Below are 16,196 nucleotides of genomic sequence, written 5' to 3' on the forward strand. Positions count from 1 at the left end.
CTAAAGGCGCTCGAGGTCAGAAGGAGACCTTTTCGACGGAGTCGGTCCGGAGGACGGATTCCTGCGCGAAGGCCTTCTTGTAGTCGGTCCGGATCTCCTCGATCTCGCGGTTCGCGTCGCGATCGGTGAACGGGTACACGACGACGATCACCTTCGACCTCTCCCGTGAGATCACCCCGTCCGAACCGCGCCACTGGCCGCGTCCGGTCAGCTCGGTGAACCCGTCGGGGAACCTCGGCGTGACGGCCTTGTCGGTGAACGCGGTGAACTCGGCGTCGGTCAGCTCCCCGCCGCCCGGCTTCGTCGTCCCGAAGTACAGCTCGGTGCGCTTCCACAGCTCACCCGGCGATGCCTGGAGAGCGGCGGCCTCGGGTGCGGACGGCGCGGCGGAAGCGGTGGGGACGGCGGAAGCCGCCACCCCGCCGCCGAGCCCGAGGGCGGCGGCGGCGAAGACGGCGAGCGCGGTTCGGCGCGACGTGAAAGACATCGGGTTCCTCCCAGGAGACTTGATCAGCGGGCCAAGTCTCCCGGGAACGGAACCGGATGGGTAAGTGTCCTAAGGGGCGGACTAACGGGTGGTGTAGTTCGGCGCCTCGACGGTCATGGTGATGTCGTGCGGGTGGCTCTCCTTGAGCCCGGCCGCGGTGATCCGTACCAGCTGCGCCTCCTGCAGCTCGGGGATCGTCGACGCACCCGCGTAGCCCATCCCCGACCGCAGCCCGCCCACCAGCTGATGGACGACATTCGCGAGCGGCCCGCGGAACGGGATCCGCCCCTCGATGCCCTCGGGGACCAGCTTGTCCTCGCTCAGCACGTCGTCCTGGGCGTAGCGGTCCTTCGAGTACGACTTCGCCTCGCCGCGCGACTGCATGGCGCCCAGCGAGCCCATGCCGCGGTAGGTCTTGAACTGCTTGCCGTTGACCAGGATCAGGTCACCGGGCGATTCGGCGGTGCCCGCGAGCAGGCTGCCGAGCATCACCGTGGACGCGCCGGACGCGATCGCCTTCGCGATGTCACCCGAGTACTGGATGCCGCCGTCGCCGATGACCGGGATCCCGGCCGGGCGCGCCGCCTGGTCAGCCTCGTAGATCGCGGAGATCTGCGGCACGCCGACCCCGGCGACGATGCGGGTGGTGCAGATGGAACCGGGGCCGACGCCGACCTTGATCCCGTCCGCGCCCGCGTCCACCAGCGCCTGCGCGCCGGCCCGGGTCGCGACGTTGCCGCCGACGATGTCGACGGTTTCGCCCAGTTCCTTCTTCAGCAGCGCGACGGTCTCGACGACGGCGCGGGAGTGCCCGTGCGCGGTGTCGACCATCAGCACGTCCACCCCGGCGTCGGCCAGCGCCATCGCGCGCTTGTGCCCGTCTGGGCCGACCCCGACGGCGGCACCGACGATCAGGCGGCCGTTGGTGTCCTTCGAGGCGTTGGGGTACTGCTCGGTCTTGACGAAGTCCTTGACCGTGATCAGCCCGCGCAGCTTGCCCGCACCGTCGACGATGGGCAGCTTCTCGATCTTGTGGCGGCGCAGCAGCCCGAGCGCGGCCTCCGCGGTGACGCCGACCTGCGCGGTGACCAGCGGCGGCTTCGTCATCACCTCGTGCACCGCGCGGGTGTGGTCGACCTCGAACCGCATGTCGCGGTTGGTGATGATGCCCACCAGCGTCCCGGCGGCGTCCGTGACGGGCACGCCGGAGATCCGGAACCGCGCGCACAGGGCGTCGACCTCGGCGAGGGTGTCCTCGGGCGAGCACGTGACCGGGTCGGTCACCATGCCCGCTTCGGAGCGCTTGACGACCTCGACGGCGGCCGCCTGGTCGTCGATCGGCAGGTTGCGCTGCAGCACGCCCATCCCGCCCTGGCGCGCCATCGCGATGGCCATCCGGCCTTCGGTGACCGTGTCCATGGCGGCGGAGACCAGCGGGATGTTCAGGGTGACGTTGCGCGAGAGCCGGGTGCGGGTGCTGACCGCACTGGGCACCACGTCGGACTCGGCCGGCAGCAGCAGCACGTCGTCGAAGGTCAGCCCGAGCATGGCGAACTTGCTCGGGACGGGGGCGGTGACGCTGTCGCTGGTCATAGCAGGCGAAGGGCCTTCCTGGCGGTGATGGAGGGAAGCCGCCGTGGCTGGTGGCATCGTGGCGGGGGCCTGCTCCTCATGATATCCGGGCCGGGCGGCCGCCCGGCCCGGGTGGGCGCCCGGTAGCGTGCAGGCGTGCCGCAAGATGCGTTGCCCCCAGACCCGTTCGCGGATGACCCGGACGACCCGGCCCGCGCGTTCATCGACGACGCCGACCGGCTCGACGAGCCGATCAGCGACGAAGAGCGCACCGAGTTGCTGGCCGACCTCTCCGATCTCGCCGTGTACCAGGCGCTTCTCGAGCCGCGCGGAGTACGCGGGATCGTGGTCGACTGCGGTGAATGCGACGAACCCCACTATCACGACTGGCATCTTCTGCGCGCCAGTCTCGAGCAGTTGCTCGCCGACGGCCGCATGCGGCCGCACGAGCCCGCGTTCGATCCGAACCCCGGCGACTACGTGAGCTGGGACTACTGCCGCGGCTTCGCGGACGGTGTCACCGCCAACGAAAGCGCCTACTGAGCGCGTTTAGCCCGCTAAACGCGATTTGGGCCTGGTGAGAGAGATCTCACCAGGCCCTTTCGGCGTTCTGGGGTGTTACGGCGTATCGACGGCGGCCGCGGGAGCCTGCGCTCCGGCACCCGGCGACGGTTCGTTCCGCGAGCCGCCCGGGTCGTTGCCCGAGGCCGGCGGCGTGGTCGACGTCGTGGGCGGCGGAGGCTCACTGGTCGTGGCAGGCGGAGTCGGCGAGGGAGTCGTGGTGCCCGGCAGCGACGTGCCGGGGTTGCCGCCTCCCGGCAGCGACGTCGGCGGAGCCGTCGGCTGCGTGGTGGGCTGCGGGGTGGTCGCGACCGGAGTCTGCGAAGGCGACTGCTGATCCGGGGGCAGCGGCTGCTGACCGGGGTTCTGCAGCTGAGCGCTCAACTGACGGTGCTGTTCGAGCAGCTGATCGCGGTTCTCTTCGTCGGTCACCTGGTTCAGCGCGGCCTGGGCCTCGTCGAGCGCCTTGCGTGCGTCGTCGAGGCGCCCGCCGGCGAGCGCGAGGTTGGCCTTCTCGAGATCGAGTTTGGCCGCCGCGGCGGCCTCGACCGACCGGGCGTGGTCGGCGTAAAGCACCTTGGTCAGGCCCCAGAGAGTGTCACCAGGCTGCGCGTCCTTCGCGGCGAGACCGGTACCGGCGAAGGCGATGGCCAGGACGGCCGCGGCGGCGGCCACCGGGACCAGCAGCCGGCGTCTTCCCCCGTGTTTACGGGCGAGCGCGGCGGTCTTCACGGTGACGACGGCGGTGTCGACGTCGACGAGTTCCGCCAGCGGCTCACTGTCGATGTCACGACGCCAGGCCAGCAGCAGGGCGTTGAGCTCTTGATCGCCGAGGTCGTCGGCCATCTTCGGATCCGAGCCGCCGAGAGCGTCGAGCAGCGCGTCATCGGCCTGGACGGCCGACAGATCAGCTGCGAACTCGGCTTCCGAGGGCGTCAGCCCTCTTTCGAAAGCCGTCAGTTCACGATCGGTCCCAGGGGAGAACCGATGGTCGCGATCGGTCACTCAGATCACCTCCTCAGCGGCCAGAACCTTACGTAGGCGCGCGAGGGCGCGATGCTGGGCCACCCGGACGGCGCCGGGGGTGGACCCCACGGCCTCTGCCGTCTCTTCGGCGGACAATCCCACGACAACCCGCAGGACCACGATCTCACGCTGTTTGTCGGGAAGGACGCGCAGCAGCTGCGACATGCGCTCGTTCAGCTCGCCTTGGAGAGCACGCTGCTCGGGACCGACGCCGCCCTCGACCTCGTCGGGGACTTCGGCGACCGGTTCGGCGCGGTTGCGGGCCGCGGCGCGATGCGCGTCGGCCACCTTGTGCTGGGCGATCCCGTAGACGAAGGCCAGGAACGGGCGGCCCTGATCACGGTACGAAGGCAATGCCGTGAGCACCGCGAGACACACCTCCTGAGCAACGTCGTCTGCGGAAGCGAACGAACGCTCCTGCCTGCCAACCCGAGCGCGGCAGTACCGCACTACCAAAGGACGGATGGCCGCCAGCAACCGCTCGACCGCTTGAGGATCACCCTCAACAGCAGCGGCGACCGGCTCATCCAGTCCGTCCCCCACATTGGCCATCGCAGACAACAGTCCCAGTGTTACGTATAGGCGTGCAAAGAGTCCGGTGTGTGACTTCGGAGACCACTACCGGTGACAGCTACCGTACCGCCCGGGTCCGACACCTTCGCTGACGGCCGTCGTCGGCGCGCCGCCTTTCCGGCGAGCACGCTGAACCCGGGTCTTCCTGGTTCCCTTCGCCCGTAGTCGAACTTTCAACGAGCCGGAACGCAGTGGGGTACGACGGTCCGCCCGGAGGCGGACTCGCTCGGGCAAGAGTGCCCGAGCGTCGAACATAAAAGCGCGAAGCGTGACAGGGAACACAGGTACGGGCCAGGGGTTCTCCCCCGGCCCGTTCGTCACCCGTTCTGCAATCTGACCGATGAAATCAGGAAAGCGTTGTCAGGAAACAAGTCCACGGCGGAATCCGTGGGCGACCGCCTGAGCGCGGTCACGAACGCCGAGCTTGCGGAACAAGCGGCGCGCGTGGGTCTTCACGGTGTCTTCGGACAGGTACAGCTCGCGGCCGATCTGTCCGTTGCTCTTGCCCTGGCTCATCCCGCGGAGCACCTGGAGCTCGCGCTCGGTGAGCTGGACACCGGGGTCGGACGGCTGACGCGGCGCCGGCACCGAGGTGCTGGCGAGGGTGTGCGCCAGTGCGGCGACCAGCTCGGGACGCGAGGCGTCCCAGCGCAGGTAGCCGCGCGCACCGCCGGCGATGGCGGCGGCGATGCTGCCCGCGTCGTCCGGGGCGCCGAACACGATCACGTTCGCTTGGGGGTTCGCAGAGACGAGCCGCCGGGTGGCTTCGACGCCAGTCGGGACAGCGCGCTGGGTTCCGACCAGCACGACGTCGACCGGCTGACGGGAGTACCGGGCCAGCAGCTCGTCACCGTGCGCTACGCAGTCGATGCGACTGACCCCTGGGACCGCGGACATCACTCGAGTGAGCCCTTCGCGGACACTGCGTCGGTCGTCGCAGATCAAGACCGTCGTCACGGGGTTTCCTTCCTGCAGCCGGGTGACATTCCACTTCCCCTATCGGACGCTTTAGCCCGAACCTTGACACGATCCGGTGGCTTTTTTTGAAAGTTCTTAGCCCGGTTGCCGGAATGGGCCCTCCAACAGGCTAGACGCCCTCAGAGGGGGACCCACGGAGATTCCCGGGCGAGCCACCTCCCGCAAGGATCCGCATGCCGTAACACTGCGTGCAACAGTTCGGCACTTCTGGATCGATACTCATCGGCGTGTCCTGCCCCGAAGTCGGCCTCGAGCAGGCATGCCACCCACAGAAGTGAATTGAATTCGTATTTCTCGGCGGTTTCACGCGCGCTCTCTACCAGCGCTTTCGCACGATCCCGCTCAGCGGAACCGCCATTCGCGATCGTCACGGCGAGTACCAGGCTCGATTTGACGACATGTCGGCACGCGCCCCTGGCACGCGCGGTTTCCCACGCCATTTCCGCCGGTGCGATGGCCGCCCCGGAAATGTTACCCGCCAGTTCGATTTCCGCGCCCACCCAACCGGCCCTGGTCCGGGTCCGCCAGTTGCCGCAGTGCACGTCCGCGCGCGCGACCAACCGCCGGGCGGCGGTCAGCCTGCCGCGCCCGAGGTTGTCCGCCGCGAGCCCCAGGAGGGCGTCCGCCCGCGCGCCCTCGGCGTCGAGACCGTCGGGGTCGGGCTCACCTGACGGCTCCGCGATCGCCAGCATGAGCGCCTCGCCGTCGAGGACGAGCGCCGCCGCGTGCCCGCCCAATTGCCGCCGATGCGACGCCAGCGTGCTCGCGGCCAGCGACGCGAACACCGGGCTGCCGTTCGCCCGCAACCCGTTCAGCAGCGTCGCCGCCGCCGCGTACCGGCCGCGGGCACCGAGCCCGATCGCGGCGAGCAACCGCCCGCGAGGCGACGCGGGCACCGCGAACGGGTCCGGCGGCGGCACGCCGTCACCGAACGCGGCGGACCGCAAGGACGATTCCATGCGTCCTTTCTATCGCCTCGCACCGACAAGAACGTGCTCGATCCGGTCGGCGGCGGTCGTCAGTTCGCCGAGCAGTTCGATCTTGTCCGGGAGGGTGGCGGGATCCCAGCCGGGACCGCACGCGAACAGCCTGCTGCGCTGACGGCCGCGGGACACCCTGGCGAACAGGCGCGGGTCCGCGGTCGCCCGCCGCCCCGACCACAGGACGACCGCCGCCGGCACACTGCGGCGGACGGTCACCGCGAGCACTTCGGCGGGCAGGGACGCCCCGAACAGCTGGGCGCCGATCCGACGTCCCGCCAGTGCCGCGGCGAGCGCGTACATCGGCATGTTGTCGCGCTCGTCCGGGACGCAGGTCAGCAGGACCGGGCGTTGGTTACGCGGCTCGCGGAGCACCGGCGTCGCGCGGACGAGGGCGGCGTACACGCATTCGGCGAGCAGGTACTCGACCTCCGCTCCGGCGCTCACCCCGCGCCAGCGCGCGCCGAGTGCGGTCAGGACCGGCGACACGACACCGGTCCAGGCGGGCAGGACGCCGAGTTCGCGGATCGTGTCGGCGAGCATGCGCTGGACCGCGCCGAAATCCATCGCGAGCGCGGCCGTGCTCAACCGCCTGGCGAGGCGGGACGGGACGTCGTGATCTTCGGAGGCCGGCGCGGCGGCCTGCTCCGCCACTTGGACGGCGGTGGATTCCGGAGACTCCGTCGCCATCCTGGGCATCTGCTCGAGTGCGTACTTCGCCGCTTCGGCCGTCGAGGCGCCGCGAAGGAGCGCGCGCTGCATCAGTTCGAGACGGCCGATGTCGGAGCTGCCGTAGCGGCGGTGACGGCCGTTGGTGTGGCGGCTCGGCCCTACGCCATATCTGCGGTCCCAGGTGCGCAGGGTGGACGGTGCGACCCCGAGCCGGCGAGCGACGGAGGCCACCGGCAGGGTGGGTTCTTCACTGCTCGTCCGAGATCCCACTCGACCCAATATCCAGGCAGGCCGGGGCAGGGGCAACCGGAGCGGAAAGTACGGCTCACACATCCGGGGGATGCCTAACGGCTGAATCGTCTTGAATCTCTTGAACAAGTATTGGCGCGCTTCTAACGTTACCGCCGTTGCACCGAATGGAGTATCCGCAGCGCAGCAGAGCAGGTAAACGCTTCGACCGGATGACGGAGGCGGTCAGGATGGCGGACACACGCAGGCTCCCGGGGCCCAACGCGGATGTATGGGACTGGCAGCTCGAAGGGTCGTGCCGAGGCATGGACAGCGCGTCCTTCTTTCACCCTGACGGCGAGCGCGGGCCGGCCAGAGCCCGCCGCGAGGCGAGGGCCAAAGCCGTGTGCCTGGCCTGCCCGGTACTGGCGATGTGCCGGAACCACGCACTCGCCGTGCACGAGCCGTACGGGATCTGGGGCGGGCTGTCGGAATCGGAACGCGAGCACATCATCAAGGCGGACAAGCGCACATTGAGCATGTCGAACGGCTGATCCGGCCGGTTCGGCAACGCGGAAGGGCGGCATCCGGGTGGGGTGCCGCCCTTCCGCATGTCCGGGCACCGGATCGCGTTTAGCCCGCGAAACGCAGGTCGGCGCGGGGATCCCGTCAGATCGCGGTTAGCCCGCGAAAGTCGCTCTGCCCGCGGCTGCCCCCTCCCCACGCCCGGATCGCGTTTCACGGGCTAAACGCGATCCGGGTGCGGGAGGGGCGGGACAGCAAAACGGGGCGGCACTCCGAGTGGAGTGCCGCCCCGCTTCAGGGGTGGAACTAGTGCGCGTGGCCGTGACCGGCCGCGGCGGGCTCCTCCTCGACCGGCTTCTCGACGACGGAGCTCTCCGTCGTGAGCACGAGCCGGGCGATGGAAGCGGCGTTCGCCACCGCGGACCGGGTCACCTTGACCGGGTCGACGATGCCGGCGGCCAGCAGGTCGGTGAGCTCACCGGTGGCGGCGTTGAAGCCGTGCCCCCACTTCTGCTCCTGGACCTTGTTCACGATGACCGCACCCTCGTGGCCCGCGTTGGTCGCGATCCAGAACAGCGGGGCGGACAGCGCGTCGCGGACGATGCGCACACCGGTCGCTTCGTCGCCCTCGAGGCCGAGGCCGCCGTCGAGCTCCTTGACCGCGTGCACGAGAGCCGAGCCGCCGCCGGGCAGGATGCCCTCTTCGACGGCCGCCTTGGTCGAAGCCACGGCGTCCTCGATGCGGTGCTTGCGCTCGTTCAGCTCGGTCTCGGTGGCCGCGCCGACCTTGATCACCGCGACACCGCCGCCGAGCTTCGCCAGCCGCTCCTGCAGCTTTTCGCGGTCCCAGTCGGAGTCGGTGTTCTCGATCTCCTTGCGGATCTGCGCGACGCGGCCCGCGATGTCGTCCTTGGTGCCGGCACCGTCGACGAGCGTGGTGTCGTCCTTGGTGACGACGATCCGGCGGGCGTTGCCCAGCTGGGCCAGCGTGGTCTCGGACAGCTTGTGCCCGATCTCGGCCGAGATGACCTCACCACCGGTGACGACCGCGAGGTCGTCCAGGAACGCCTTGCGGCGGTCGCCGAAGAACGGCGCCTTGACCGCGACGGCGGTGATCGTCTTGCGCAGCGAGTTCACCACGAGGGTGGACAGCGCTTCGCCGTCGACGTCCTCGGCGATGATCAGCAGCGGCTTCTTGGCCTCGACGACCTTCTCCAGCACCGGGAGCAGGTCGGCCAGCGACGAGATCTTCTCGCGAACGAGCAGGATGTAGGCGTCCTCGAGGATCGCCTTCTGCTCCTCCGGGTTGGTCGCGAAGTGCGCCGACAGGAAACCCTTGTCGAACTGAACACCCTCGGTGATCACGAGCTCGGTCGCCAGCGTGGACGACTCCTCGATCGTGATGACACCGTCTTCGCCGACCCGCTCGACGGCCTCGCCGAGCAGGGCGCCGATGGCCGCGTCACGCGAGGTGACGGTGCCGACCTGGGCGATGTTGTCGCGACCCTTGACCGGGGTCGCCTTCTCCTTGAGGACCGCGATGACCTTCTCCGCGGCGGCCTCGATGCCACGGCCGACGGCGGTCGGGTTGGCACCGGCGGCGACGTTGCGCAGGCCGACCTTCACCAGCGACTGCGCGAGCACGGTCGCGGTCGTGGTGCCGTCACCGGCGACGTCGTTGGTCTTGGTGGCGACGCTCTTGGCGAGCTGGGCGCCGAGGTTCTCGAACGGGTCGTCGAGCTCGATCTCGCGAGCGACGGTGACGCCGTCGAGGGTGATGGTCGGGCCACCGAACTTCTTGTCGAGCACGACGTGGCGACCGCGCGGGCCGAGGGTGACCTTGACCGCGTCGGCGAGCTTGTTCACCCCGCGCTCGAGCGCGCGACGAGCGTCCTCGTCGAAACTGATCTGCTTGGGCATGGCCTGTTCCGCTTACCTTCCAGTTCTAAAGCTCGGAAAACACGAACGCCCCGTTCCCCGGCAATGCGGGGCCCGGGGCGTCATGCGCTGAGAGCGGACGTCAGTTGATGACGGCCAGCACGTCGCGAGCGGAAAGGATCAAGTAGTCCTCACCGTTGTACTTCACTTCGGTGCCGCCGTACTTGGAGTAGATGACGACGTCGCCGACGGAAACGTCGAGCGGGACGCGGTTGCCCTTGTCGTCGATGCGGCCCGGGCCCACGGCCAGAACCTTGCCCTCCTGGGGCTTCTCCTTGGCGGTGTCGGGGATGACGAGGCCGGAAGCGGTCGTCTCCTCGGCCTCACTCGTCTGGACAACGATCTTGTCCTCGAGCGGCTTGATGTTCACGCTCACCGGGTTGACCTCCACGGTCGTCGAAAGCGTTGGCAGGATTAGTTACGGCTCCTACCACCCCCGCCGTCGCGGGTGCCGGGGCGTGTTCGGGCCGTGCAATTAGCACTCTAGCCATGTGAGTGCCAGCTTCGCAAGGAGGGTCCGCTCACCTTGTCCGCGAGCCCCTGACCGGCCGTTTTGTTCCGCCCCGGTTCCGCCGGAGCGCGTTTAGCCCGCGAAACGCAGGTCGGCGAGGTCGGTCACCAGGGCGTCCGGGTCGAGGGCCGCGAGGGCCCAGCGCTTCGCCGGCGTCTTCGCGAGAGCGATCGAGGCGACACCGGCGGCGCGAGCGGCCAGGATGTCCGCCGCCGAGTCGCCGACCATGACGCACTGTCCCGGCGACGTGCCGAGTGCCTTCACCGCCGCGTCGAGGAGCGCGGGTTCGGGCTTCAGCCGCGCCGGGTCGCTCGACGTCCGCGCGCTGATCCCGCGAACGAGCTCGGCGAGATCGTGCAGTCCCAGAAACGCCCTGACCGCGTCGACGGAGTTGTTGCTGACGACCGTCACCGTGAACCCCTGCGCGCGCCAGTCACGCAGCACGTCCGCGACCCCGGGTGCCGGCGGGACCTGCGCGACCGCCTCCCCTTCAAGGCGGCTGAGCTGCCGCTCAACGACGTTCGCGGTGTTCGGCCCACAAGAGACCGCGAACCGGAGTACGTCGAACGGATCGGCCGAGGCGATCACCTCGGGTTCGACGAGGCGTTTCAGCCTGTCGGCCACCTCGCTCGCCGGCAGCCGGGCGAACACGTCGCACACCGGACCGTCGAAGTCGAGGAAGACGTGGTCCTTCCCCCGCAGAAGCTCCATGCCCCCCACCTTGCCACCGACCTGCGTTTAGCCCCCTAATCGCGATCCGGAGGGGCCTTACGGACCAAGCAGGTTTCTGGTTAGGTTCCGACCATTGGGGTCGGTCCTGTTCAGCAGACCTAGTCACTGGGGGTATACGCCCATGCCGCGTCCCTTCCGTCCCGTTTCCCTCGCGCCGCCCCGGCGCCGGTCCAGACGGACCGCCGGGCTCGCGATTCTCAGCCTCACCGCCGGGCTCCTCGCCGCTGTCCCCGCTGAAGCCGCTCCGGCGGATCAACAGCGTCAGCGGGACTTCGCGGCCGCCGCGCGGGAGTTCGGCGTTCCCGAGAACGTCCTGCTCGGCGTCTCGTTCCTGGAGTCGCGTTGGGATTTCAACGCCGGCACCCCGAGCACGTCCGCCGGCTACGGCCCGATGCACCTGACCGACCTGCGCGAAGCGGGCACGGGCACGCATCACGACGACGGCGAGGAGGATCCGCGCGGAGACGACGCCCGCACGGCGAAACTCCCGGTGACGCCGGCGCCGAAGCCTCCCCCGCCCGGTCTCCAGACCGTCGACGAGGCGGCCACGCTGATCGGCCAGGACGTCGCGACGCTGCGCACGAACACCACGCAGAACATCCGCGGTGGCGCCGCCCTGCTGGCGAAGTACCTGCGCGAAACCGGCGATTGGAGGGCCGCCGTCGCGCGCTACAGCGGCGCGAAGGACGCGGAGGGCGCGCAGTCCTTCGCTGACGAAGTCTTCGACACCATCTCCAAGGGCGTCAGCCGCAGGACCGACGACGGCCAGAACGTCACCCTCGCCGCGTCACCGGTGAGCCCGGCGCGCGCCCAGGCCGAAGCCCCGAAGATCGAGTGCCCGAAGAAGGTTTCGTGCCTTTCGGTGCCGGCGCCGTACCAAGAGCTGCCGAACAACGACTACGGCAACCACGACAAGGCGGACCGGCCGAAGAGCCAAAAGGTCGAATACATCATCATCCACGACACCGAGGGCTACTGGGACACGGCGATGGACCTCGTCCGTGACCCGACCTACGTGAGCTGGCACTACACGATCCGTTCGTCGGACGGCCAGATCGCGCAGCACGTGCCGACCAAGGACGTCGCCTGGCACGCGGGCAACTGGTACGTCAACGCGAAGTCCGTCGGCATCGAGCACGAGGGCTTCGCCGCGAAGGGCACTTGGTACACGGAGGCGATGTACCGCACCTCCGCGAAGCTGGTCGGCTACCTCGCGCGGAAGTACGACATCCCGCTCGACCGCGCGCACATCCTCGGCCACGACAACGTCCCCGGCACGATCCCCTCGACCATCAAGGGCATGCACTGGGATCCGGGCCCCTACTGGGACTGGGCGCACTACTTCGACCTGATGGGCGCGCCGCTGTCCGGTTTCGGCCGCCCCGGCTCGCCGCTGGTGACCATCACGCCGGACTTCGCCACGAACCAGCCCGCGTTCACCGGCTGCGAGACCGCGGGAAAGCCTTGCCCGGCAAGGGGTTCCGGTTCGGTCGTGCTGCGCAGCGAGCCGAGTGACGCGGCACCGCTGCTGAAGGACATCGGCCTGCGCCCGGACGGTTCGGCGAGCACGATGGCCGTTTCCGACATCGGCAGCCGCGCGGAAACCGGCCAGCGTTACGTGGTCGCCGAGCGGCGTGACGGCTGGACGGCGATCTGGTACCTCGGCCAGAAGGGCTGGTTCCGCGACCAGCGCACGACGAGCCCGGCGTTCGGCCTGGTCGTCACGCCGAAGCCCGGCCTGGCGACCGTGCCGGTGTTCGGTCGCGCGTATCCCGAGGCGGAGGCGTACCCGGCGAACGTGCCGGTGCAGCAGGTGATCCCGCTGCCGTACACGTTCTCGGCCGGGCAGCGGTACTCGCTCGGCAACGTCCTCGGTTCCGAGTACTACTCGGCGACGACGTTCGACCCGGCGAACCACGTGGTCGTCAAGGGCAAGACGAAGTACGTGCAGATCCAGTTCGGACACCGCATCGCCTTCGTGAAGGCGGACGACGTCCGGATCCTGCCCGCCGTCTGAAGCCGTCCCCGGGGTCAGGAGTCCAGCGCGACCTTGACCCCGGGGGCGTGCTCGGTGTTCCGCCGCGTCTTCGACCAGCCGTTGCGCCCGCGCACCAGCCGGAACAGCGCCCGCCACGACGTGATGTAGAACGTGTAGATGTACAGCGCGTAGGCGAAGCCCATCCCGAGTCCACGTAGGACATTGCGGCTCTTCAGGCATTTGAACTGGTAGATCGGGCCCCACACGATGAACGGCAGCAGCCCGAACGAACCGTAGATCGCGAACAGGATCCACGCGCCGTCGTCGGCGAACCAGGTCCACACCTGCGCCGGATCCCCCGCGGTGCTGAAGAGCAGCAGGATGAACGGGATCGGGTACAGCAGCGAGCCGAGCAACTGCATCCACGGCTGCGCGAGGTAGTACATCATCTCCGCCGCGCCCAGCGTGCTCACGTGCGGCGAATCCCAGATCCGCCGCAGATACCGCGAACACTGCATCGTGCCCTGGCCCCAGCGCGTGCGCTGCACCAGGAATCGACGCAGGCTGTACAGACCTTCCTGTTTCACATGGGAATCCGGCGTGTAGCCGGTCCGCCAGCCCGCGGTCAGCAGGTGCACGCCGAGTTCGAAATCCTCCAGCAGCGAACCGCGCCACGGCTGCTCGTCCGATCCGGCGATCGAGTCCAATGCGGACAGTCGTGTGAACTGACCGTTGCCACCCATGGAGATCGTGCCGGTGAACCCGCGCGAGGTCTGGATGGCCGCGATGGCCGTGCGGAACTCGAGATCCTGCATCTGGGCCAGCTTCAGCCCGAACGCGCGGGAGAACCAGTTCTTCCCCGGCGGACGGGTGCCCGCGTTGCCCATCCAGACGTCGAGTTGCACGGCGCCGATCGTCTCGTCGCCGAAGAGATGGTCCGCGGCGCACACCTCGAGGCAGTTCTCCGCCGGCCGTCCGTCCGCGTCGACGACCACGACGACCACGTCGTCACGGCTCGCGTCCGGGCCCATCCAGTCGTTGAGCGCCTGATAGGCCGCGTTGAGCGCGTCGCCCTTGCCCGTCCTCGCTTCCGGACGGCGGCGGGGGACGAGGTGCAGATACGGGTCGTAGCCGCCGTTGCGCCGCCAGATCGACCGGACCACCCGCGCCGTGCGGTCCTCGGAGTCGTCGTCGACGACCCAGACGTGCGCCTGCCGGAACGTCGAACGCAGGTACCGCACGGTTTCCCGGATGACGGTCTGTTCGTCCCGGCAGGGAACGAAGAAGTGCCAGGTGAAGTCGTCGGCGTCGCCGACGGGCGCGGGTTTGCGCCGCAGGTACGGCACGACGATCACGACGACGTACACGATGAACGCCACGCTCATGGTGAGCGCGAAGGCCTGCGTGATCGCGAGAAGGATCTTGATCGAGCCGCCGCCCATCAGGCGGTCCCGCGTTCGGCGCGGGGCTTGCGGGTGCTCAGCCAGACGAACAGGACGAGGGCGACCGCGCCGCCGAGGACGCTGACCATCGAACCGAGCAAGGTGTGACCCCAGTAATAACCCTCGTCGATACCCATCACGTTCACGAGACCGACGATGGCCAAAACCCTCATCTGATTGACAAGAATGACGACGATCGCGGAAATCGCCAACGAAGTGAAGAGCCTCTTCGCATTTCCCGGACGGAAATACAACATGACGGCGGTCACCAGCAGCAGCGGCAGCAACATGAATGCCGACGAGCATTCCGGAGTCATTCTTAACCCGAGTGGAGTATCGCCCGACAACCCAAAGTAGACAGTCTCGCGTTCACCGGCGACGAAGACACCCGATGTGGTGATGACCCGCAGTATCAGGCCCGAGAGCTGGACCTCGAACACCCGGTACAGACGTTCGGCCAGCACGAGGCCGACCGCGACGGCGATCACCGCCGGCACCGCCATACGCAGGGTAAACCGGTGGTGACTCGGCAAAGGAGCGCTCGCAACGGCCACGGTGACCCTCTCAGGAAAGACGCAGCAGACGACGGGGATCCGGCGCAGCGGACAGGAACTCGCCGACGAGCGTAAGTCAGCGAGAACCGGCCCTTTCGACCGGGGTTCGCATTTCCAACGTGATCATGGGCCCTTTCGGCACGATCGTGGAAAAACTGACTAGGCCGAAAGGGTGAAGCATCCGGCGACCTGCGGGAAATGTCCGCAAGACCACCTGATCCGGTGATCCTCGCAGTTTTCTGTTCAATTTAAGAAACACTCGGCGATAGACGATCCGCGAGCCGAGTCAGGCCAGCTGAGGATTCGTCCGCGACGGTTGTGCCTTCGTGCCGACCGCAGATCCAGAGAAACTCCCCCACGAATCAATTCGGAGGACCAGTTGAAGAACACGCACCTCTTGCGACGAGGCGGAGTACTCGCCGCTGTGGTGGCGAGCGTGGCTCTCGCCGGTGCGGTGCCCGCCTCGGCGGCCCCCGGCGACGGCTCCGCGTATGGCGTCAAGGTCGATGTGAAGCTCCTCGGCCTCGACGCGGTGAAGGCCGGGCCGCTCGCCGAGGCGAAGACCTCCGGGCCGACCACCAACAGCCTCGCGAAGGCCGACCTCACCGGTGTGCTGACCGCGGGCGCGATCAACACCGAGGCCAAGCGCGACGACAACTCCGGTGCCGTGACGGCCAAGGCCAGCACCGCCGACGTCGGCTTGCCGCTGCTGAAGGGTGCCCTCGGCGACGTCGGCGTCAAGGTCGTCGAAGCCACCTGCACCGCGACCCAGAAGGGTGTGCAGGGCGCTACCAACCTGGTCGGCGCGAACTTCGGCAGCGCGGGCGCGGTCGACGCGACGCCCGCCCCGAACACGCAGATCAAGGTCGGCCTCGGCACGGTCAACGTCGCGACGATCATCCTGAACGAGCAGATCAAGAACCCCGACGGCAGCCTCACGGTCAACGCCATCCACGTGAAGCTGCTCGGTGACGCCCTCACCCCGCTCGGTTCCGGCGACGTGATCGTCTCGTCGGCGACCTGCGGTCCGGCCGGTCTGCCCGTGCCGCTCGCTTCGGGCGCGGGGCTGTGGATCGGTCTCGGCCTGCTCGGTGCCGTCGCCATCCCGGTCGGCATCCGCGTGGTCCGCAACCGGCGTCCGGCGACCACCGCCTGACCAGGGTGAAGTGAGGTCGAAATGTACAAGTTGCCTGGCGCCGGTGTCGGCGTCGCCGGTGGCGGGGTGGGTGCCCTCGCCGCCACCGGGGCCGATGTCGGCTGGTGGCTGGCCGTCGGCGTGATCCTGCTGGTTCTCGGAGCCATCGCGGTCATCGCGGGCTACCGCCGCACGAAACGGCTCGGCGAGATGGGGAGCTGACCCTCCCCTGGACGGAACGGCCGCCGGCGTGGGCCCCTCGCACGCCGGCGGCCGGCACCCGCGTTGTGCGGGACACTCGAAA

General features: G+C 68.7%; 17 protein-coding genes. 5 read left to right on the forward strand and 12 right to left on the reverse strand.

What is annotated here, in order from left to right:
* Nucleotides 1-16: 16 nt before the first annotated feature.
* Together ED92_RS02325 and guaB are read right to left on the reverse strand one after the other, a co-directional pair.
* The gene (locus tag ED92_RS02325; protein WP_037332555.1) at nucleotides 17-487 is read right to left on the reverse strand and encodes a DUF3574 domain-containing protein; all 471 of its coding nucleotides are present in this window, start codon (nucleotides 485-487) and stop codon (nucleotides 17-19) included.
* An 81-nt stretch (nucleotides 488-568) separates the two neighbouring features.
* Nucleotides 569-2,080, reverse strand: coding sequence for an IMP dehydrogenase (guaB, locus tag ED92_RS02330; protein WP_016331163.1), 1,512 nt, complete (start codon nucleotides 2,078-2,080; stop codon nucleotides 569-571).
* 135 nt (nucleotides 2,081-2,215) lie between these two features.
* On the opposite strand from guaB, the gene ED92_RS02335 reads away from it, so the two are divergent.
* Nucleotides 2,216-2,602 (forward strand): DUF5319 domain-containing protein, encoded by a 387-nt coding sequence (locus tag ED92_RS02335; RefSeq protein ID WP_005166667.1) that lies wholly within the window; start codon nucleotides 2,216-2,218, stop codon nucleotides 2,600-2,602.
* A gap of 75 nt (nucleotides 2,603-2,677) precedes the next feature.
* On the opposite strand, the gene ED92_RS02340 is transcribed toward ED92_RS02335, so the two are convergent.
* The 5 genes from ED92_RS02340 to ED92_RS02360 all read right to left on the reverse strand — a co-directional run bounded on the left by ED92_RS02340 (nucleotide 2,678) and on the right by ED92_RS02360 (nucleotide 7,080).
* The gene (locus ED92_RS02340) at nucleotides 2,678-3,625 is read right to left on the reverse strand and encodes an anti-sigma-D factor RsdA (protein WP_037332558.1); all 948 of its coding nucleotides are present in this window, start codon (nucleotides 3,623-3,625) and stop codon (nucleotides 2,678-2,680) included.
* Nucleotides 3,626-4,198: a sigma-70 family RNA polymerase sigma factor gene (locus ED92_RS02345; RefSeq protein WP_026467317.1), complete on the reverse strand. Its 573-nt coding sequence runs from the start codon at nucleotides 4,196-4,198 to the stop codon at nucleotides 3,626-3,628.
* A gap of 381 nt (nucleotides 4,199-4,579) precedes the next feature.
* Nucleotides 4,580-5,176 (reverse strand): response regulator transcription factor, encoded by a 597-nt coding sequence (locus ED92_RS02350; protein WP_003073605.1) that lies wholly within the window; start codon nucleotides 5,174-5,176, stop codon nucleotides 4,580-4,582.
* Nucleotides 5,177-5,316: 140 nt separating this feature from the next.
* Nucleotides 5,317-6,156, reverse strand: a complete 840-nt coding sequence (locus ED92_RS02355; RefSeq protein WP_037332560.1) for a hypothetical protein — start codon at nucleotides 6,154-6,156, stop codon at nucleotides 5,317-5,319.
* 9 nt (nucleotides 6,157-6,165) lie between these two features.
* Nucleotides 6,166-7,080: a MerR family transcriptional regulator gene (locus ED92_RS02360; RefSeq protein ID WP_369797389.1), complete on the reverse strand. Its 915-nt coding sequence runs from the start codon at nucleotides 7,078-7,080 to the stop codon at nucleotides 6,166-6,168.
* Between the two features lie 230 nt (nucleotides 7,081-7,310).
* Between ED92_RS02360 and ED92_RS02365 the strand changes: the two genes are divergently transcribed.
* The gene (locus ED92_RS02365) at nucleotides 7,311-7,631 is read left to right on the forward strand and encodes a WhiB family transcriptional regulator (RefSeq protein ID WP_007031108.1); all 321 of its coding nucleotides are present in this window, start codon (nucleotides 7,311-7,313) and stop codon (nucleotides 7,629-7,631) included.
* A 277-nt stretch (nucleotides 7,632-7,908) separates the two neighbouring features.
* Here ED92_RS02365 and groL read toward each other — a convergent pair whose 3' ends face one another.
* The 3 genes from groL to ED92_RS02380 all read right to left on the reverse strand — a co-directional run bounded on the left by groL (nucleotide 7,909) and on the right by ED92_RS02380 (nucleotide 10,762).
* Complete coding sequence (groL, locus tag ED92_RS02370) at nucleotides 7,909-9,522, reverse strand: chaperonin GroEL (RefSeq protein ID WP_037332565.1); 1,614 nt, start codon at nucleotides 9,520-9,522, stop codon at nucleotides 7,909-7,911.
* 100 nt (nucleotides 9,523-9,622) lie between these two features.
* Nucleotides 9,623-9,916: a co-chaperone GroES gene (gene groES, locus ED92_RS02375; RefSeq protein WP_007031106.1), complete on the reverse strand. Its 294-nt coding sequence runs from the start codon at nucleotides 9,914-9,916 to the stop codon at nucleotides 9,623-9,625.
* A 207-nt stretch (nucleotides 9,917-10,123) separates the two neighbouring features.
* Nucleotides 10,124-10,762 (reverse strand): HAD family hydrolase, encoded by a 639-nt coding sequence (locus ED92_RS02380; protein ID WP_037332568.1) that lies wholly within the window; start codon nucleotides 10,760-10,762, stop codon nucleotides 10,124-10,126.
* 142 nt (nucleotides 10,763-10,904) lie between these two features.
* Between ED92_RS02380 and ED92_RS02385 the strand changes: the two genes are divergently transcribed.
* Nucleotides 10,905-12,800 carry an N-acetylmuramoyl-L-alanine amidase gene (locus ED92_RS02385; protein WP_037332571.1) on the forward strand — a complete coding sequence of 632 codons (1,896 nt, stop codon included), beginning with the start codon at nucleotides 10,905-10,907 and terminating at the stop codon, nucleotides 12,798-12,800.
* A 14-nt stretch (nucleotides 12,801-12,814) separates the two neighbouring features.
* Here ED92_RS02385 and ED92_RS02390 read toward each other — a convergent pair whose 3' ends face one another.
* A complete protein-coding gene (locus tag ED92_RS02390) occupies nucleotides 12,815-14,203 on the reverse strand; it encodes a glycosyltransferase (RefSeq protein WP_037332573.1) in 1,389 nt (462 codons plus the stop codon).
* The gene (gene xrtP / locus ED92_RS02395; RefSeq protein WP_037332575.1) at nucleotides 14,203-14,706 is read right to left on the reverse strand and encodes an exosortase P; all 504 of its coding nucleotides are present in this window, start codon (nucleotides 14,704-14,706) and stop codon (nucleotides 14,203-14,205) included. The genes ED92_RS02390 and xrtP overlap by 1 nt, the downstream gene beginning before the upstream one ends.
* A gap of 430 nt (nucleotides 14,707-15,136) precedes the next feature.
* On the opposite strand from xrtP, the gene ED92_RS02400 reads away from it, so the two are divergent.
* Nucleotides 15,137-15,913: a choice-of-anchor P family protein gene (locus tag ED92_RS02400; protein ID WP_037332577.1), complete on the forward strand. Its 777-nt coding sequence runs from the start codon at nucleotides 15,137-15,139 to the stop codon at nucleotides 15,911-15,913.
* A gap of 21 nt (nucleotides 15,914-15,934) precedes the next feature.
* Nucleotides 15,935-16,114: an LPXTG cell wall anchor domain-containing protein gene (locus ED92_RS02405; RefSeq protein ID WP_037332580.1), complete on the forward strand. Its 180-nt coding sequence runs from the start codon at nucleotides 15,935-15,937 to the stop codon at nucleotides 16,112-16,114.
* Nucleotides 16,115-16,196 lie beyond the last annotated feature (82 nt).

The sequence above is a fragment of the Amycolatopsis sp. MJM2582 genome (assembly GCF_000754115.1).
Classification (GTDB): domain Bacteria; phylum Actinomycetota; class Actinomycetes; order Mycobacteriales; family Pseudonocardiaceae; genus Amycolatopsis; species Amycolatopsis japonica.

What these genes read in the sequence shown, in the direction of transcription:
- ED92_RS02355 (WP_037332560.1), bottom strand. Translation starts at nt 6,156, where the DNA reads ATGGAATCGTCCTTGCGGTCCGCCGCGTTCGGTGACGGCGTGCCGCCG.
- ED92_RS02345 (WP_026467317.1), bottom strand. Translation starts at nt 4,198, where the DNA reads ATGGCCAATGTGGGGGACGGACTGGATGAGCCGGTCGCCGCTGCTGTT.
- ED92_RS02405 (WP_037332580.1), top strand. Translation starts at nt 15,935, where the DNA reads ATGTACAAGTTGCCTGGCGCCGGTGTCGGCGTCGCCGGTGGCGGGGTG.
- ED92_RS02380 (WP_037332568.1), bottom strand. Translation starts at nt 10,762, where the DNA reads ATGGAGCTTCTGCGGGGGAAGGACCACGTCTTCCTCGACTTCGACGGT.
- groL (WP_037332565.1), bottom strand. Translation starts at nt 9,522, where the DNA reads ATGCCCAAGCAGATCAGTTTCGACGAGGACGCTCGTCGCGCGCTCGAG.
- ED92_RS02390 (WP_037332573.1), bottom strand. Translation starts at nt 14,203, where the DNA reads ATGGGCGGCGGCTCGATCAAGATCCTTCTCGCGATCACGCAGGCCTTC.
- xrtP (WP_037332575.1), bottom strand. Translation starts at nt 14,706, where the DNA reads ATGGCGGTGCCGGCGGTGATCGCCGTCGCGGTCGGCCTCGTGCTGGCC.
- ED92_RS02385 (WP_037332571.1), top strand. Translation starts at nt 10,905, where the DNA reads ATGCCGCGTCCCTTCCGTCCCGTTTCCCTCGCGCCGCCCCGGCGCCGG.
- ED92_RS02365 (WP_007031108.1), top strand. Translation starts at nt 7,311, where the DNA reads ATGACGGAGGCGGTCAGGATGGCGGACACACGCAGGCTCCCGGGGCCC.
- guaB (WP_016331163.1), bottom strand. Translation starts at nt 2,080, where the DNA reads ATGACCAGCGACAGCGTCACCGCCCCCGTCCCGAGCAAGTTCGCCATG.
- ED92_RS02325 (WP_037332555.1), bottom strand. Translation starts at nt 487, where the DNA reads ATGTCTTTCACGTCGCGCCGAACCGCGCTCGCCGTCTTCGCCGCCGCC.